This is a genomic window from Pseudomonas sp. NFACC14, assembly GCF_900106885.1.
GTDB lineage: Bacteria > Pseudomonadota > Gammaproteobacteria > Pseudomonadales > Pseudomonadaceae > Aquipseudomonas > Aquipseudomonas fluorescens_AA.
In genome coordinates this window covers 218486-234166 of the sequence record NZ_FNOA01000005.1, presented here as the reverse complement: position 1 = coordinate 234166, position 15681 = coordinate 218486, and the positions used below count along the sequence as shown (strand labels likewise).

At 63.6% G+C, this 15681-nt stretch carries 14 protein-coding genes; 5 read left to right on the top strand and 9 right to left on the bottom strand.

Going from position 1 to position 15681, the window contains the following annotated elements; genetic code table 11:
- Positions 1-77 precede the first annotated feature (77 nt).
- On the bottom strand, positions 78-1601 hold the full coding sequence (locus tag BLU85_RS11190) for a fumarate hydratase (protein WP_060740866.1): 1524 nt from the start codon (positions 1599-1601) through the stop codon (positions 78-80).
- 482 nt (positions 1602-2083) lie between these two features.
- Between BLU85_RS11190 and BLU85_RS11185 the strand changes: the two genes are divergently transcribed.
- Genes BLU85_RS11185 through BLU85_RS11175 form a run of 3 tightly spaced genes read left to right on the top strand, consistent with a single transcriptional unit; the run spans position 2084 to position 4896 of the window.
- Positions 2084-3190 (top strand): GGDEF domain-containing protein, encoded by a 1107-nt coding sequence (locus BLU85_RS11185; protein ID WP_060743142.1) that lies wholly within the window; start codon positions 2084-2086, stop codon positions 3188-3190.
- Positions 3183-4118: an iron-sulfur-binding ferredoxin reductase gene (locus BLU85_RS11180; RefSeq protein WP_092201413.1), complete on the top strand. Its 936-nt coding sequence runs from the start codon at positions 3183-3185 to the stop codon at positions 4116-4118. Before BLU85_RS11185 ends, BLU85_RS11180 begins: the two co-directional genes overlap by 8 nt.
- A gap of 28 nt (positions 4119-4146) precedes the next feature.
- A complete protein-coding gene (locus tag BLU85_RS11175) occupies positions 4147-4896 on the top strand; it encodes an enoyl-CoA hydratase-related protein (RefSeq protein WP_092201415.1) in 750 nt (249 codons plus the stop codon).
- A 191-nt stretch (positions 4897-5087) separates the two neighbouring features.
- Here the strand turns inward: BLU85_RS11175 and pyk are convergent, their stop codons facing one another.
- Positions 5088-6539: a pyruvate kinase gene (gene pyk, locus BLU85_RS11170; protein ID WP_092166364.1), complete on the bottom strand. Its 1452-nt coding sequence runs from the start codon at positions 6537-6539 to the stop codon at positions 5088-5090.
- A gap of 313 nt (positions 6540-6852) precedes the next feature.
- Between pyk and BLU85_RS11165 the strand changes: the two genes are divergently transcribed.
- The gene (locus tag BLU85_RS11165; protein ID WP_092201417.1) at positions 6853-7224 is read left to right on the top strand and encodes a tetratricopeptide repeat protein; all 372 of its coding nucleotides are present in this window, start codon (positions 6853-6855) and stop codon (positions 7222-7224) included.
- Between the two features lie 285 nt (positions 7225-7509).
- Positions 7510-7869 carry a PilZ domain-containing protein gene (locus tag BLU85_RS11160; protein WP_092201419.1) on the top strand — a complete coding sequence of 120 codons (360 nt, stop codon included), beginning with the start codon at positions 7510-7512 and terminating at the stop codon, positions 7867-7869.
- A gap of 158 nt (positions 7870-8027) precedes the next feature.
- Here the strand turns inward: BLU85_RS11160 and BLU85_RS11155 are convergent, their stop codons facing one another.
- The 7 genes from BLU85_RS11155 to BLU85_RS11125 form a co-directional block, all read right to left on the bottom strand.
- Positions 8028-8396 carry a DUF6124 family protein gene (locus BLU85_RS11155; RefSeq protein WP_092201421.1) on the bottom strand — a complete coding sequence of 123 codons (369 nt, stop codon included), beginning with the start codon at positions 8394-8396 and terminating at the stop codon, positions 8028-8030.
- 342 nt (positions 8397-8738) lie between these two features.
- Positions 8739-10070: a DUF58 domain-containing protein gene (locus BLU85_RS11150; protein WP_092201423.1), complete on the bottom strand. Its 1332-nt coding sequence runs from the start codon at positions 10068-10070 to the stop codon at positions 8739-8741.
- A 175-nt stretch (positions 10071-10245) separates the two neighbouring features.
- Positions 10246-11250 (bottom strand): AAA family ATPase, encoded by a 1005-nt coding sequence (locus BLU85_RS11145; RefSeq protein ID WP_092201425.1) that lies wholly within the window; start codon positions 11248-11250, stop codon positions 10246-10248.
- Positions 11247-12410, bottom strand: a complete 1164-nt coding sequence (locus BLU85_RS11140; RefSeq protein ID WP_092201427.1) for a DUF4350 domain-containing protein — start codon at positions 12408-12410, stop codon at positions 11247-11249. The genes BLU85_RS11145 and BLU85_RS11140 overlap by 4 nt, the downstream gene beginning before the upstream one ends.
- On the bottom strand, positions 12407-13948 hold the full coding sequence (locus tag BLU85_RS11135; protein ID WP_092201429.1) for a DUF4129 domain-containing protein: 1542 nt from the start codon (positions 13946-13948) through the stop codon (positions 12407-12409). Before BLU85_RS11135 ends, BLU85_RS11140 begins: the two co-directional genes overlap by 4 nt.
- The gene (locus BLU85_RS11130) at positions 13935-14909 is read right to left on the bottom strand and encodes a stage II sporulation protein M (protein WP_092201431.1); all 975 of its coding nucleotides are present in this window, start codon (positions 14907-14909) and stop codon (positions 13935-13937) included. The genes BLU85_RS11135 and BLU85_RS11130 overlap by 14 nt, the downstream gene beginning before the upstream one ends.
- On the bottom strand, positions 14906-15631 hold the full coding sequence (locus BLU85_RS11125; protein WP_092201433.1) for an RDD family protein: 726 nt from the start codon (positions 15629-15631) through the stop codon (positions 14906-14908). The genes BLU85_RS11130 and BLU85_RS11125 overlap by 4 nt, the downstream gene beginning before the upstream one ends.
- Between the last annotated feature and the right edge of the window lie 50 nt (positions 15632-15681).

Below are 15681 nucleotides of genomic sequence, written 5' to 3'. Positions count from 1 at the left end.
CTCCGACAGGGTTCGACATAAAAAAGGCCGGTGGACTTGTCGCCCCACCGGCCTTCTTCACAACGCCAACATGCGTGTTACTGCACTTCGACCGCCAGGCTGTCGCTGATCTTCTTCTGCCAGATGGCAGGGCCGGTGATGTGCACCGACTCGCCTTGGCTATCGACCGCAACGGTCACCGGCATGTCCTTGACCTCGAACTCGTAGATCGCTTCCATGCCCAGTTCGGCGAACGCCAGGACCTTGGATTTGCGGATCGCCTGGGCCACCAGGTAAGCGGCGCCGCCGACGGCCATCAGGTAGACGGCCTTGTTGTCCTTGATCGCTTCGATAGCGGTCGGGCCGCGCTCGGATTTGCCGATCATGCCCAACAAGCCTGTCTGCTCGAGGATCTGGCGGGTGAACTTGTCCATCCGCGTGGCGGTGGTCGGGCCGGCTGGGCCGACGACTTCATCGCCGACCGGGTCGACCGGGCCGACGTAATAGATGAAGCGGCCCTTGAGGTCCACTGGCAAGGTTTCACCCTTGTTCAGCATCTCGACCATGCGCTTGTGCGCCGCGTCGCGGCCGGTGAGCATCTTGCCGTTGAGCAGCACGGTTTCGCCCGGCTTCCAGCTTTGCACGTCTTCTGGCGTCAGGGTGTCGAGGTTGACGCGACGAGCCGACGGGCCGGCTTCCCAGACGATTTCCGGGTAGGCGTCCAACGGGGGCGCTTCCAGCGACGCCGGGCCCGTGCCATCCAGCACGAAGTGGGCGTGACGGGTGGCGGCGCAGTTGGGGATCATGCACACCGGCAGGGAGGCGGCGTGGGTCGGGTAGTCCATGATCTTCACGTCGAGCACGGTGGTCAGGCCACCCAGGCCCTGGGCGCCAATGCCCAGTTGGTTGACCTTCTCGAACAGCTCCAGGCGCATCTCTTCGATACGGTTCTGCGGGCCGCGGGCCTTGAGCTCGTGGATGTCGATGGATTCCATCAAGACTTCCTTGGCCATGACCGCGGCTTTCTCGGCGGTGCCGCCGATGCCGATGCCGAGCATGCCCGGTGGGCACCAGCCGGCACCCATGGTCGGAACGGTTTTGAGCACCCAGTCGACGATGGAGTCGGACGGGTTGAGCATGGCCATCTTCGACTTGTTCTCGGAGCCGCCGCCCTTGGCCGCCACGTCCACTTCCACGGTGTTGCCCGGGACGATGGAGTAGTGGATGACCGCCGGGGTGTTGTCCTTGGTGTTTTTACGCGCGCCGGCCGGGTCGGCCAGGATGGAAGCGCGCAGGACGTTTTCCGGCAGGTTGTAGGCGCGACGCACGCCCTCGTTGATCATGTCGTCCAGGCTCATGGTCGCGCCATCCCAACGCACGTCCATGCCCACGCGCACGAACACGGTCACGATGCCGGTGTCCTGGCAGATCGGCCGATGGCCGGTGGCGCACATGCGCGAGTTGATCAGGATCTGCGCCATGGAGTCACGGGCCGCCGGCGATTCTTCGCGCAGGTAGGCCTCGTGCATCGCCTGGATGAAATCCACGGGGTGGTAGTAGGAAATGAACTGCAGGGCGTCGGCAACGCTCTGTATCAGGTCATCTTGCTTGATCACGGTCATGAGTCGCGCTCCTCTCTGAAGACGGGAACATTCAATAAGGTGCCGTCCGTTTGGGTGCATCGGTCGACGGACGACACCTCTTTAAGGCACGCCGGGCATGCTGGCGCGACGCTAAAAAGGCGCGGCAGTATATCGCAGGCCGGCACCCTGTGGGAGCGAGCGGCCTGTATGGAGTGGGATTTATCTGTGGCGAGGGGATTTATCCCCGCTGGCTGCGAAGCAGCCCCAAAAGACAGATGGGCATTAACCTGACCCACCGCAGTGGCAGCTTTCAGGTCTGCTTCGCAGCCCAGCGGGGATAAATCCCCTCGCCACAGGGGGCATCTGCCAGCACTCAACAATGCGTCAATTGGGCCATTGCTTTGACGCCATTTTTCTGCTCCAGAATTGAATGGTCATTTGCCCTACACGCCACTAAAGTGGCGTCTGGCCTGTAGCGTAGGACGCCTCCTGTCAGTTCCTTTCCCATGGTGAGTCAACGATTGACCCATAACGCCATTCAACGTCTTTTGCTGAAACGCTTCGCTTTGGCGGCCGCGACATACGCGCTGGCACTGGTTTTGTTGTGGCTGGCATTTTTCAGTGGGCATTACCTGGACTCGTTGCGCGGTGTCATCATCGGCAGCGTGTTGGTGGTGCTGTGCCAGGCCGGGCTGTTCGCGCTGTTTATCACCGACCGCAACCTGCGCTTCGCCGACCCCAGCCTCACCGAAGTGCAGGTGTTGATCGGCCTGGGCTGGCAGACCTGGATGATGGCGCACCTGGACCAGGCCCGGGGCGTGTTCCTGGTGTTTTATGTGCTGATCCTGCTGTTCGGGTTGTTCCATCTGTCGCGCCGGGCCTTTGTGCGCTGCGCGTCGCTGGTGTTCATCAGCTTCACCGCGATTACCCTCTGGGACGGTTACTTCTTCAGGCTTCCCGATCCCACCCTGGCCGGGTTGCAGGTGGCCGTGCTGTTTCTCGTGCTGGTGTGGCTGGTGTTTTACGCCCGCTACGTCCAGACCTCACGCCAGCGCATGCGCCAGCGGCGGTTTGCCTTGCAGGCGCACCAGGACACCTTGCGTGGCATGATGCGCCAGCTCGAAGACCTGGTGGCCACCGATGAACTGACCGGGCTGTTCAATCGCCGGCACTTCCTGCGCCTGGCCTCCCGCGAACTCAACACCCTCCGGCCTGGCGTCGCCCATGGCCTGGCCCTGATCGACCTCGACCATTTCAAGCGCATCAACGACCTGCATGGCCATGCCGCGGGCGACCAGGTGCTGCAGGCGTTTGCCGCGGTCGCCACGGCGTGCCTGCGCGAGGGCGATGTACTGGCCCGTTACGGCGGCGAGGAATTCGTCATGCTGCTGCCCGCTTGCGACCCCCATCGCCTGACGGCCTGTTGCGAGCGGCTGCGGCTGGCGTTCACCGAAGTCGAGCTGATCGGCCTGCAGGTCGGCGCCCTCAGCCTGTCGGCGGGCATGACCATGCTGGAAATGGGCGATGACCTGGACAACGCGTTGCAGCGTGCCGACCAGGCCCTGTACCGTGCCAAGCGAGACGGCCGCAATCGTTGCGCCGCCGCTTGGGAGAATGTCGATGCCTGAACTGACAGTCGCTGGCCGGCAATGGACGGTGGCGGCGGGCAGTAACCTGCTGGACGCCTTGAACGGCGCCGGCGTGGCGGTGCCCTACAGTTGCCGCGCCGGCAGCTGCCACGCCTGCCTGGTGCAGTGCGTGGGGGGCGATGTGCGCGACAGCCGCCCCGACGCCTTGAGCCCGACGCAGCGCGACCAGGGTTGGCGGCTGGCCTGCCAATGCCAGGTGGTCGAGGATGTGCGGATCCACACCTTCGACCCGCAACGCGACGGCCAGGCCGCCCAGGTGATGGCGGTGGATTGGCTGGGCGGTGAGGTGCTGCGTCTGCGCCTCACCCCCGAGCGGCCGCTGCGGTATCGGGCCGGGCAGCATCTGGTACTGTGGGCCGGCGAGGTGGCCCGGCCGTATTCCCTGGCGAGCCTGCCCGAAGAAGACCGTTTCCTGGAGTTCCACCTCGATTGTCGCGAGCCCGGGCTGTTCATCGACGCGGCCCGGCAGATGAAGGCCGGCGACCCGATCCGCCTGGGCGAACTGCGTGGCGGTGCCTTGCACTACGACGCCGACTGGCACGACAGGCCGCTGTGGTTGCTCGCCGCTGGCACGGGCCTGGCGCCGTTGTTCGGTCTCCTGCGCGAAGCCTTGCGCCAGCATCACCAAGGCGCGATTCGCCTTATTCACGTGGCCCATGATACGACCGGGCATTATCTGGCCAAACCCCTGGCGGCGTTGGCGGCCAAGCATGAAAATCTCTCGGTGGAGTTGCTGGCCGCGGCCGAGGCGCCGTCCGCCTTGGCGCAACTGCGGCTTGTTTCCCGGCAAACCCAGGCCTTACTCTGCGGCCATCCCGACCGGGTCGAGGCCTTTGCCAAGCGTTTGTACCTGGCTGGCTTGCCGCGCAATCAACTGCTGGCCGACGTCTTCCTGCCCCGTGGTTGAGCGCTGATTTCCAGACGCGAGACCGATCATGACCGAAACCCTGTTGCTCGACCGTCAACGCGGCCTGCTGACCGTGCGCTTGAACCGCCCGGACAAGAAAAACGCCCTGACCCGGGCCATGTACCATCAATTGGCCCAAGCCCTGGCGATGGCGGACAGTGACCCCCAGATCCGCGCGGTGCTGCTCAGCGGTTCCAGCGATTGCTTCACCGCCGGCAACGACATCGTCGATTTCCTCGAGCAGCCACCGAACGACCTCGACAACCCGGTATTCCAGTTCATGCTCAGCCTGCTCGATTGCCGCAAACCGGTGATCGCCGCCGTGGCCGGGCCGGCGGTGGGCATCGGCACCACGTTGTTGCTGCATTGCGACCTGGTCTACGTCAGCCGGGACGCGCGGCTGCGCATGCCGTTCGTCAACCTGGGGCTGTGCCCGGAATTCGGTTCCAGCCTGATCCTGCCGCGGCTGCTGGGCCAGGCCAGGGCTGCGCAATTGTTGCTGTTGGGTGAAGGCTTCAGTGGCGAACAAGCGGTGGCGTGGGGCATTGCCACCGAGGCGCTGGACAGCGGTGAAGCGGCACTGGCCAAGGCGCGGGAGGTGGCGCTGGGTTTCGAGTCGCTGCCGCCTGACGCGGTGCGCATCAGCAAGCAACTGATGAGGGCGCCGGACCGGGAACTGTTGCGCAAGGTGATTGAAGAAGAAGGCAAGCTGTTCACCCAACGCCTGCGCTCGCCCGAGGCGGTTGCGGCGTTGTCGGGTTTTATCAACAGGCATTGAATTCTGGAGCGCCTGGCCTGGCCCCATCGCGAGCAAGCTCGCTCCCACAGTAGGTCTGCGGTGTCCATGAAACCCTGTGGGAGCGAGCTTGCTCGCGATGGCGGCAGACCAGACAGCACAGACTTCAAGGTAAAAACCAAAAAGCCCCACCATTCACATGGCAGGGCTTTTGTTTTTCAGCGCTCGGTCACTCAGACCATCGGGTCGCCAACATGCAGGATTTTCATCCCGTTGGTGCCGCCGATGGTGTGGTAGCTGTCGCCCTTGGTCAGGATGACCCAGTCACCGGTCTGCACGACGCCGCGCTTGACCAGTTCATCCACCGCCGCCTGGCTGACTTCGCCCGGTTGCAGGGCGGCCGGGTCGAACGGCACGGTGTAGACGCCACGGAACATGGCGGCGCGGGCCTGGGTTTCGCGGTGCGGGGAGAACGCGTAGATCGGCACCGAGGAACGGATGCGCGACATGATCAGCGGCGTGTAGCCACTTTCGGTCAGGGCGATGATCGCCTTCACGCCCGGGAAGTGGTTGGCGGTGTACATCGTCGCCAGGGCGATGCTTTCGTCGCATCGCTCGAAGGTCTTGCCGATGCGGTGGCTGGAGGTCTTGCTGGTCGGGTGCTTTTCAGCGCCGATGCAGATACGCGCCATGGCTTGCACCGCTTCGAGCGGGTAGAGGCCGGCGGCGCTTTCGGCCGAGAGCATCACGGCGTCGGTGTAGTCGAGCACGGCGTTGGCTACGTCGGACACTTCGGCGCGGGTCGGCATCGGGTTCTGGATCATCGACTCCATCATCTGGGTCGCGACGATCACGGCCTTGTTGTGGCGGCGTGCGTGCAGAATGATTTTCTTCTGGATGCCCACCAGCTCGGCGTCGCCGATTTCCACACCCAGGTCGCCACGGGCCACCATCACGGCGTCGGACGCCTTGATCAGGCCATCGAGGGTTTCGTCGTCGGCCACGGCTTCGGCGCGTTCGATCTTGGCCACCAGCCAGGCAGTACCGCCGGCTTCGTCGCGCAGTTGACGGGCATATTCCATATCGGCGGCGTCACGGGGGAAGGACACGGCCAGGTAGTCGACTTCCATTTCCGCGGCCAGCTTGATGTCGGCCTTGTCTTTTTCGGTCAGGGCCGGCGCCGTCAGGCCACCGCCGCGACGGTTGATGCCTTTGTGGTCCGACAGCGGGCCGCCGATGGTCACGACGCAGTTCAGTTCGGTGGCGGAGGCGGTCTCGACGCGCATCACCACGCGACCGTCGTCGAGCAGCAGTTCGTCGCCCACGCCGCAGTCCTTGACCAGGTCCGGGTAGTCGATGCCCACCACCTGCTGGTTGCCTTCGGTCAGCGGATGGCTGGTGGAGAAGGTGAATTTGTCACCGATCTTCAGCTCGATGCGCTTGTTGGCGAATTTGGCGATACGGATCTTCGGGCCTTGCAGGTCACCCAGCAGGGCAACGAAGCGGCCGTGCTTGGCGGCGAGGTCGCGCACCAGCTTGGCACGTGCCTTGTGTTCTTCGGGCGTGCCGTGGGAGAAATTCAGACGGGCAACGTCCAGGCCAGCCAGAATCAGCTGTTCGAGAACTTCCGGCGAATTACTGGCCGGGCCAAGGGTAGCGACGATTTTGGTGCGACGGACGGACATGCAAGACTCCTCAAGTTCAAGCGCCAGCGAAGGCTACTATGCTCTTTGGGTGTAGTCATTGTTCATATGCACTACTTTTTCGTTTGTTTTTCGAAATGAACATTCTTGAAAATTTTTGCGCGTTACTCCATTGCAATGCAAACCATTGCGTAGGAGCTGCCGAGTGCAACGAGGCTGCGATCTTTCCCCAGACAATTGAATCTTGAGCGAAAACTCAGCACATCGGGTCAAGGTCAAAAGATCGCAGCCTTCGGCAGCTCCTACAGATTTTCCCAGCCAGGTCGATACAGGGCTCAAGACAGGAGAACCTCCCATGCGATTCGTGCTTTTTGTTGCCCTGGCCCTGAGCGTCACGGGCTGCACCCGTTGGTCGATGAACCACCACATGAACCTGGCCTACAAGGCCTATGACCGTGGCAATTGCGAGCAGGTCATGCTCGAGTTGTCCCAGGTCGACCGCGCCAGCCGTGCCCGCCGCTACATGCAGCCGGAAGTCTCGATGCTGCGCGGCCAGTGCCTGGAGCGGCAGAAGCTGTTTGTCGATGCGGCACAGACCTACCAGTTCATCATCACCCAATACCCTAACAGTGAATACGCGTTCCGCGCTCGCGCCCGTCTGGAAACCCTGCAGAGCCTGGGCCACTACCCGACCCGCAGCGCCTCGGCCATCCGTCCAGCTTCTTGACCCTCCCCCCCGTGGCCAGGGGCAATCCTGGCCACTCTGCCTCTGCCCATCGTGTTTATGAAAATTGATACATGGGGCTGGTTGTCACCCCACCTTGGGCTATATTTGTACAAGTCGTAGTTAGAGCTAGATCTCTACTTTTAGAAGCACCTGAGACCGGCAGAAGTAGGCCCAAGGCGATTGATAGCGTCTGGCACCGGGATCGGGGAGAGCGGGCTCGCTTGGGTTCGTTCCGAAGTGATCGGTAGGCCCGGTATGGTGGCCGCTAAGAAAGCGATACAAGACATGTACAAGGAACGCCGAATCGAACGGCATCAGTTGCCGTATTTCCTCAAAGTGTTTAACGGTATCAACGACAGGCCTATCGGTTTTTTGGGCAATGTTTCCGAAAATGGGCTGATGCTGATCAGCCATCTTCCGCTGATGATCGGTGCGGATTTTGACTTGCACCTGAAAATTCCCGCTGATGAGGGACCACAGCAAAACGTCAAGTTGAAAGCCAGGTGCCTGTGGTGCCAGGAAGACGTGACGCCAATGCATTTCGACGCCGGCTTCAGCCTGACGTGGGCGCCGCCGGAGTACGGGCAACTGATCAATGCGCTGCGGCAATATTTCAGTTTCTATCCGTTGCCGGAATCGGCTTGATGCCTTCGATTGTAGGAGCTGCCGAGTGTAACGAGGCTGCGATCTTTTGATCTTGATCTGCTGGTCTTTCGTTTGAGACTCAATTGTCTGGGGAAAGATCGCAGCCTCGTTGCACTCGACAGCTCCTACACGCTTACGCAGCGATTACGGGGTGCCTGTCAGCGCTGAACCTTCGCTTCGTTATCCAGCATCCGCTCCAGCAACAACACGCCCATCTCGCCCATCTGGTGAATCGCCAGGGCCAGGTTGCGCGGGGCGCCTTCCAGGTCTTCAGATAAATCCAGGATCAGCGTGCTCACCGAGCAGAAGGTTTCGTAGGTGTGGGCGAGCATGCCTTCGGGGTCGGCGTCGGGGGCGACGATGAAGTAGTCCAGGTGTTTGGCGGTTTTCTGGTCGGGCTGGCCGTTGTTGGGCTTGAGGTAGTAGTCCAGGGCTCTTTGGGCGGCTTCGTCGAGTTTTTCGGGATCGAAGGTTTCGTGGGGGGACTGCGAGCCGGTATGGGGTGGATTGGGGGTTGGCTTGATCATATTCGTTTTTCCATGATTGGTGCTGCTACCCGGTTCGCGACTAAACGAGGGGGTGGCGGCTGGACGCAGGTTAGTCGACCGGTGGAAAAACGAAGCCCGGCGCGCCCGAGGGCGCCCTGCGCACAGCCACCATCAAGTGCGGGGATAGGGGAACCCGACTGGATGACGCTTGTGCACACCGTTTTTACCACCGGGCGACTAAACCCGATCGCTGGATATCAGCGACGCGAATCAAGTTACGGGGCAAGGCCAAGGCACACAAGCCGGCGGATTCTGGCGGATCTGTAGTCCGTTGCGCAAGGCACTGTAGTCAGCTGGAACTTTGCTGGCTCGCTGTAGGACCTAGGCGGTCCCGGCCTTTTTCCAGGCCAGGTATTGGGTCACCAGGTCCGCCCCCAACTCGCTGGGGCGCGAATCCAGGGTTGGCACACCATGGGCGGCCAACTGCTTATGCAGCTCGGCCCGGGCGTTCAAATAATCCACCGTCCCGCAATAGGCCAAGGCTTCAGGCAGGCTTTGCACCGGTGCCTGGCGCAAGCGGTCGAGGGCCTCTTCCCGCAGGCTGGCCACCAGCACCCGATGCTGTTGGCCCAGCCGTTTCACGGCCGCCAGCAGTTGCGCATCGTCTTCATCCCGCAGGTTGGTCACCAGCACCACCAGGGCCCGGCGTTTTTGCCGGGCCAACAGTTCGGTGACGGCGGCCTGGTAGTCGGCGGGGCGTTGGCTGCTGTCGAGGTCGTACACGGTGTTGAGCAACACGTTGAGCTGGCCGGTGCCTTTGACCGGGGCCAGGTAGCGGCTTTGTTCACTGGCGAACGTGCTCAGGCCCACGGCATCGCCCTGGCGCAGGGCGGTGTAGCTGAGCAGCAGGCACGCGTTGAGGGCGTGGTCGAAGTGCGCCAGCTCGCCGTCCTGGCTGCGCATGCGCCTGCCGCAGTCGAGCATGAAGATAATCTGCTGGTCGCGTTCGTCTTCGTATTCACGGGCAATCGGCGTGCGGTGGCGGGCGGTGGCTTTCCAGTCGATCTGGCGCAGGCTGTCGCCCTCGCGAAATTCCCGCAGTTGATGGAATTCCTGCCCCTGGCCACGACGTTGACGCTGGCGGATGCCGAGTTGGCTGAGCCAATTGTCCACCGCCAGCAGTTGCCCGTCGTAGAGCCGGGCGAAGTCCGGGTAGACACGGGTGTGGTCGACGGCCTCCAGCAGGCGTTTGTCGGTCCACAGGCCCAGCGGGCTTGGCAGGTTGGTTTCGCACTGGGCGAAGGTGAAGTGACCGCGCTTGAGCGGGCGCAGGCGGTAGCCGACCTGGCTGTGCTGGCCGGGTTGCAGCTCGACCGACAGGGGCAGGTTTTCGAAGTCCAGGCCGTCGGGTACATGATCGAAGAGCTGCACGTGCAGCGGCTGAGCAAAGTCATGGCTGATGTCCAACCGCACGTCACCCCAGCGACCCAGGGCCAGGCTCCCGGGCATTTGCCGTTGCAGCCGGGGCGAGGGCAGGCGTCGGACGCGCAGCGCGTCGAGCAGCGCCAGGGCCAGTACGGCCAACAGCAACCCCCAGTTGATCGACAGCAGCGTCGCCGGCACGGTCACGCCGAGTGCCCGCAGCGCGCCCAGCACAATGCCGAGGGCCAGCAGCAGCGCGAGCCAGATCAAGAGCAGGCGCGAGGGTTTCATGGGTGCATTCCCCTTGGAGACATGCAGAGCGCGCTTTTGTGGCGAGGGGATTTATCCCCGCTGGGGCGCGCAGCGGCCCCTTGCAGTGTGTCAGACAAAACCAGGGGGCCGCTTCGCAGCCCAGCGGGGATAAATCCCCTCGCCACAATGAGTCTCTCCATCACGAAATGCGCATTCACAACCGCGGCGCCGGCACTTGATCGAGCAACTGCCCCAGCACCTGGTCCACCGACAGCCCTTCGATGTCCAGTTCCGGCGCCAGTCGTACCCGATGGCGCAGTACGGCCAGGGCGCAGCCCTTGATGTCGTCCGGCACCACGAACTCGCCGCCGCGCAACAACGCCCGGGCCCGGGCGCACCGCACCAGCGCAATTGACGCACGGGGCCCGGCGCCGAGGGTCAAACCCGGCCAACTGCGGGTGGTGCGGGCCAGGCGCACGGCGTAGTCGAGCACCTGGTCGTCCATCGGCAGGTCGCTGGCGATGCGTTGCAACGCTTGCACGTCCTTGGCCTGCAGCACCATGCGCAGCGGTTGCACGTCGAGCATGTCGGCACGGGTCGAGCGGCTGACCTGGCGCACCATGTCCAGCTCCTGGTCGGCGTCCGGGTAGTCCATGCGCACCTTGAGCATGAAGCGGTCGAGCTCGGCTTCCGGCAGCGGGTAGGTGCCTTCCTGTTCGATGGGGTTCTGGGTGGCGAGTACCATGAACGGCTGGCTGATGGGCAGGGCGCGGCCTTCGAGGGTGACCTGGCGTTCCTGCATGGCTTCGAGCAGCGCGGCCTGGGTCTTGGCCGGTGCGCGGTTGATCTCGTCGGCCAGCAACAGGTTGGTGAACACCGGGCCCTTGCGCAGCTTGAACTGCTCGGTCTGCAAGTCATACACCGCGTGCCCGGTGACGTCGCTGGGCATCAGGTCGGGGGTGAACTGGATGCGCGCGAACTCGCCGTTGAAGCAGCGAGCCAAGGCGCGCACCAGCAACGTCTTGCCCAGCCCGGGAACGCCTTCGAGCAGCACGTGGCCGCCGGCGATCAGCGCCGTGAGCACATCGTCGATCACGCTGGCCTGGCCGACCACCGCCTTGCGCAGCTCGGTGCGGATCGCCTGGGCCAACTGAATGGCGCGCTGGCGCTGTTGGGCGGCGTGGGCCTGGCTGTCGATAGGTTCGTTCTGTTCAGTCATAAGGCATTCCTGAGGGTTTGCAAATGGGCGACCTGGCGGCAGAACTCTGCGCTGGACATACGCTGTTTCGGCCGTGGGCTCAAGGCCTGGCTGATGGCCCGCGTGGGCTGTCGGGTCAGGCGGGCGAGTACCTGCCATTGTTCGGCGACGGCCAGTTGTTCGAAGCCTGGGTGAAGATGGCGGGCCCGGCGCAGCACGTCTTGTTGCAAGGCATGCAACAGGTGCTGCTGGCCGTTGTGGCGCAGGTGGAAACCGGCGCTGGCCTGTACGTGTTCTTCCAGCTGGCGCCGGGCCTGGGAGGCCGGTGGTTGCAGCGGGCCGTGGCGCACCGCCGAATGCCAGAACCACAGGGCAACCAAGGCCAGCAGTGCCACCAGCGCCTGGGGGAAATAGCGCAGCAACAGGGTCAGCAAGGTGTCGTGATCGGTGTTGAACAGCAGGGTGACATCCGTGTCGGCGCTCAAATACCAGAGCAGCCAGGCGTTGTCGTACTGGTCGATGGCGTCGTTCTTCCACAGCTCGGCGTCGGTGATCACGGTGATCGAGCCGAGGCCGAGGTTCAATTGCATCATGTGGGTCGACACCGCGCTGTTGGCCCAGGCCTGGGCCAGGTTGTACGGGTCTTCGAGGTGGAAGTCGGTGTCGAAACCGGCATACGCCGGCGCCTCTTCGTCTTCCAGATAGAGCTTGGTCAGTTCCGGGTAACGGTCCTTGATCAGTTCGGGCGCGGGCTCCTTGAGGTCTTCGCTCAGCAGTTGACGCAGGCGCACGCGGTCGAGCAGCAGGTCGCCGCTGCTGCCGGTGCTCTTGTCCCACAAGGCTTCAGCCACAAAGACCAGGCGTCCGCCGGCCCGGGTCCAGTTCATCAACTGTTCGACTTCCCGTGGCGTCATGTGCGTGCGCTCGCCCAGCAACAGCAGGCTGTGCTGGCGTGGCTCCAGGGTGGGCAGCACCTCCAGGCTGTTGGCGTGCTCGACGTTGATCCCCCGCTGGCGCAGGAACAGTTCGGCGGCCAGGTAAGGGTTGGCCTGTACTTCCGGGGAGGGGCCGTGCTCGACGACCTCTTCATAGGGCACGGCCTGGGTGTAGAGATAAAAACCGAATGCGCACACCACGGCGGCCAGCACGGCGCCGATCAGCCACCCCGCGTGCCGGCTCATCGAGACGCTCCCGGCCCGAACAACCCGCGCCAGCCGTCACACAGTTCCTGTTGCAGGTGGGGCGGCGGCGGACGATGCCCATAGGCAATGTTCTGCCAATGCAGGGTCAGGCTTTTGCTGAAGCCCAGCAGGTTGTCCTGCTCGAGCTGTTCGACGCGTTGCAGCACCTGGCCTTCGGTGTCGGACGGTTTCAAGGGGATCTTGAAGTCATGATGCAACCGGCTGAGCAGTGCCCGGTACAGCAGGCCCAAGGCTTCACGGGGTTGCGTGGCCCACAGCTGTTCGACGCTGGCGGCGACGTCGGTCGGCAGGCTTTCTTCACGAATATCCAGGCCGAACATGTGTGCCGGTGCCGCTCGTTCCACGGGCAGACGTTGCGTTGGCCGCCGATTGACCAGGGCTTTGAGCCGTTTCCGGTAGTGCCAGGCCAGCCAGGCGATCGCACCTGCCAGGCAGGCCCACAGCGCGACCTGGATCAGCGCGGCGGCGATGTCGAAGCGTTGGCCGCCGAGCCATTTGAACAGGGCCTTGAGCCAGCTCGGTTTGGCCTCGGTCTCGTCAGTGGGTTCGGCGGTTTCTTCGCCGAAACGATAACGGGTGACGGTCTGCGGGTTCTTGAACGGCGGGGCCTCAAGGATCGCCTTGATGCCGGCCCGGGAGGCTTCGCTGGTCAGGGGCTGGTTGAGCAGCCGCGGGCTGTCGGGGGCATTGGGCTCCTCGTCGGCCCACACCGGGGGCGCCAGCGGCAGCATCACCAGGGCCAGCAGCAACAATGCCGGGGCCACGCCGCTCAGGCGCTGGCGCAGGCGCCGGAACACCAGTTCGATGTCCCATGCTTCGAGGATCGTGCGCCGGTTCAGGTAGAGGCTGAAGCCGCAGGCGACGTACACCGGCTCCCACAAGATCAGCAGCAGCGGGTAGAGGAAGTTGACCAGGTGTTCGAACCACAACCAGTCGTGCTCGGCTGCTGACACCAAGGTCTCCCAATCCCATTGCAGTTCGACTTGTTGCGGCACGAACAGATAGAACAGGGCCATCAGGCCGAACCACAGGGCGGTTTCCAGATGCATGCCGATGATGGTCAACCATTGCGCCGCGCCGCGGTTGCGTTGCAGCAATACCCGTTTGCGTTGCTCCCGTGCTTCACCGGTTAGTCCTTCGAGTTGCACCACCGGCAGCAGGAAGCTGCGGCTCAGGCTCAGTCGGCGCCAGGTCAGGCTGGCCAGCAACTGGGGCTTGAGCAGCGCCGGCCATTGGCGCAAGGCCTGTCGCAAGGTGGGGGTTTCGCCAAACAGCGCCTTGGACAGGATGTACAGCGGCAGACGGTCGAAGGCCGGTTTCAACCACCAGAACAGCATCACCACCAGGGACGGTGAGTCCCATAGCAGCAGGGTCAGCAACAGGTACACCGGCAGCGTGATGATCGCCCAGCTGGTCATCAGCAAGCGTCGATGCTGCTGGCTCATCAACACGCCAAGGTCCATGGCTTCCCAGGTGGTGCGTGGGCGGATGACGACGGTGGCATCACTCAGGCGCATGGCGGGCCCGTCCGGCAAGCGACAGATAGCTGATGACCAACAGCCACAACAAGCCGCCCACGGTGTATTTGGTGGCGGGCGTTACCGCGCTGGAAGACCAGTAGGCCTCGATGAACGCGGCGATGAGCAGGAACAGCATCACGCCGCCGACCATCAGCACGCTTTTACCCGCCGCGAGCCGCAAGGCCTCGCCACGGGTCAGGCGTCCCGGGGCGATCAACGCCCAGCCCAGTTGCAGGCCCGCGGCACCGGCCAGGGCGATGGCGGTGAGTTCGAAGGCGCCGTGGCCGATCACGAACGACCAGAACGTTCCACCGGAACCGATCTGGGTCAGGTGCCCGGCCACCGCGCCGATGGTCAGGCCATTGAAAAACAGGAAGAACGCGCTCCCCAGCCCAAAGATCAAGCCGCTGGCGAACGTCTGAAAGGCAATGCCGATGTTGTGCATGATGTAGTAGCCGAACATGACCCAGTCTTCGCTGGCGGCCCGTTCGACTGAGCGTCCCAGGTGCCCGGAGGCCGGGTCATACATGCTGCGGATCTGGCTGATTTCGTCGGCGCCCAGCACGCTGTAGACCAGTTCCGGAAACAGATAGACCAGCAGCCCGATGCCGACCAGGCTGCCCAGGAACATCAGGGCGGCGGCCAGCACGAAGCGCCATTGTTCACGCACCAGTCGAGGGAAACCGACCAGGATAAAGGCCGAAAGGCTGGCCGATGGTCGGCTGCGATCCCGGTAGAGTTGCTGGTGACCGCGCAGCGCCAGTTGCTGCAGGGTGTCGACCAGCAAGCTGCTGTAGCCCCGGGCCTGGGCCAATGCCAGGTGATGGCAAAGCCGTCGGTAGGCGGCAGGGAAGTCACCGCTCTGGGGCACGTTGCGGCTGCGCTCCAATTGATCGAGTAGCTGGGCCAGGTGCTCCCATTCTCCTTGGTGGCGGCTTTCGAACAGGCTCTGCTTCATGTCGGCCCCAGCAGGCCGCGAGCGATGCCATTGAGCTCGGCGGTGGCGTTCGGCACCTGGACGTTCAGTGGCGCGGCCAGGATCGCGGCCAGTTCGTTGACCCGCGCCTGGGACAGTTCGGCCTGGCGTTCGGCGAAGCCCAGCACGGCGCGTTGCTCATGCAGGTTCAGGGTGAAAGGCGCGCGTATCGGCGGGACCATGGGCAATGCGGGGCGTTTGACCGGTTGTTCGCGATAGACCACCAGCGTACCGGCCGCGAGATCGCCCAGGCGCTTGAACGCCGGATGCTGCAGGCAGCAGATGGCCCCGAAGGTGTAGCCGAAGGGCAGCATGTCGACGAAACGCAGCAGGTTACGGATCAACGACGCCGACCAGCCGATGGGCCGGCCATCGTCCTGCACCACGCGCAGCCCCATGATCTGCTTGCCGGGAGAACGCCCCTGGTTGAGTACTTCGAACAGCACCATGTACCACCAACTGACGACAAACAGCAGGATGGACCCCAGGCCGAGCCCCAGCTCGCCGAAAAACGCCAGGACCAGGAAAAAAACACCCAGGACCAAGCCGCGTATACCCAGATCGATGGTGAAGGCGATCGCACGCGGCATCAGCCCCGCCGGGCGCAGTGGCAGGTCGATGCCCTCCGGCGTTTCCACCTGATAACGCGTGTCCAGGGGCGCGGGCAGCGTCGCGTTCCTTTGCAGTGCTGGTGTCTCGAGCATGGGCAACCTGTGATGGGCCGATCCGAACATTCAATCTCGGCCCCGATGCT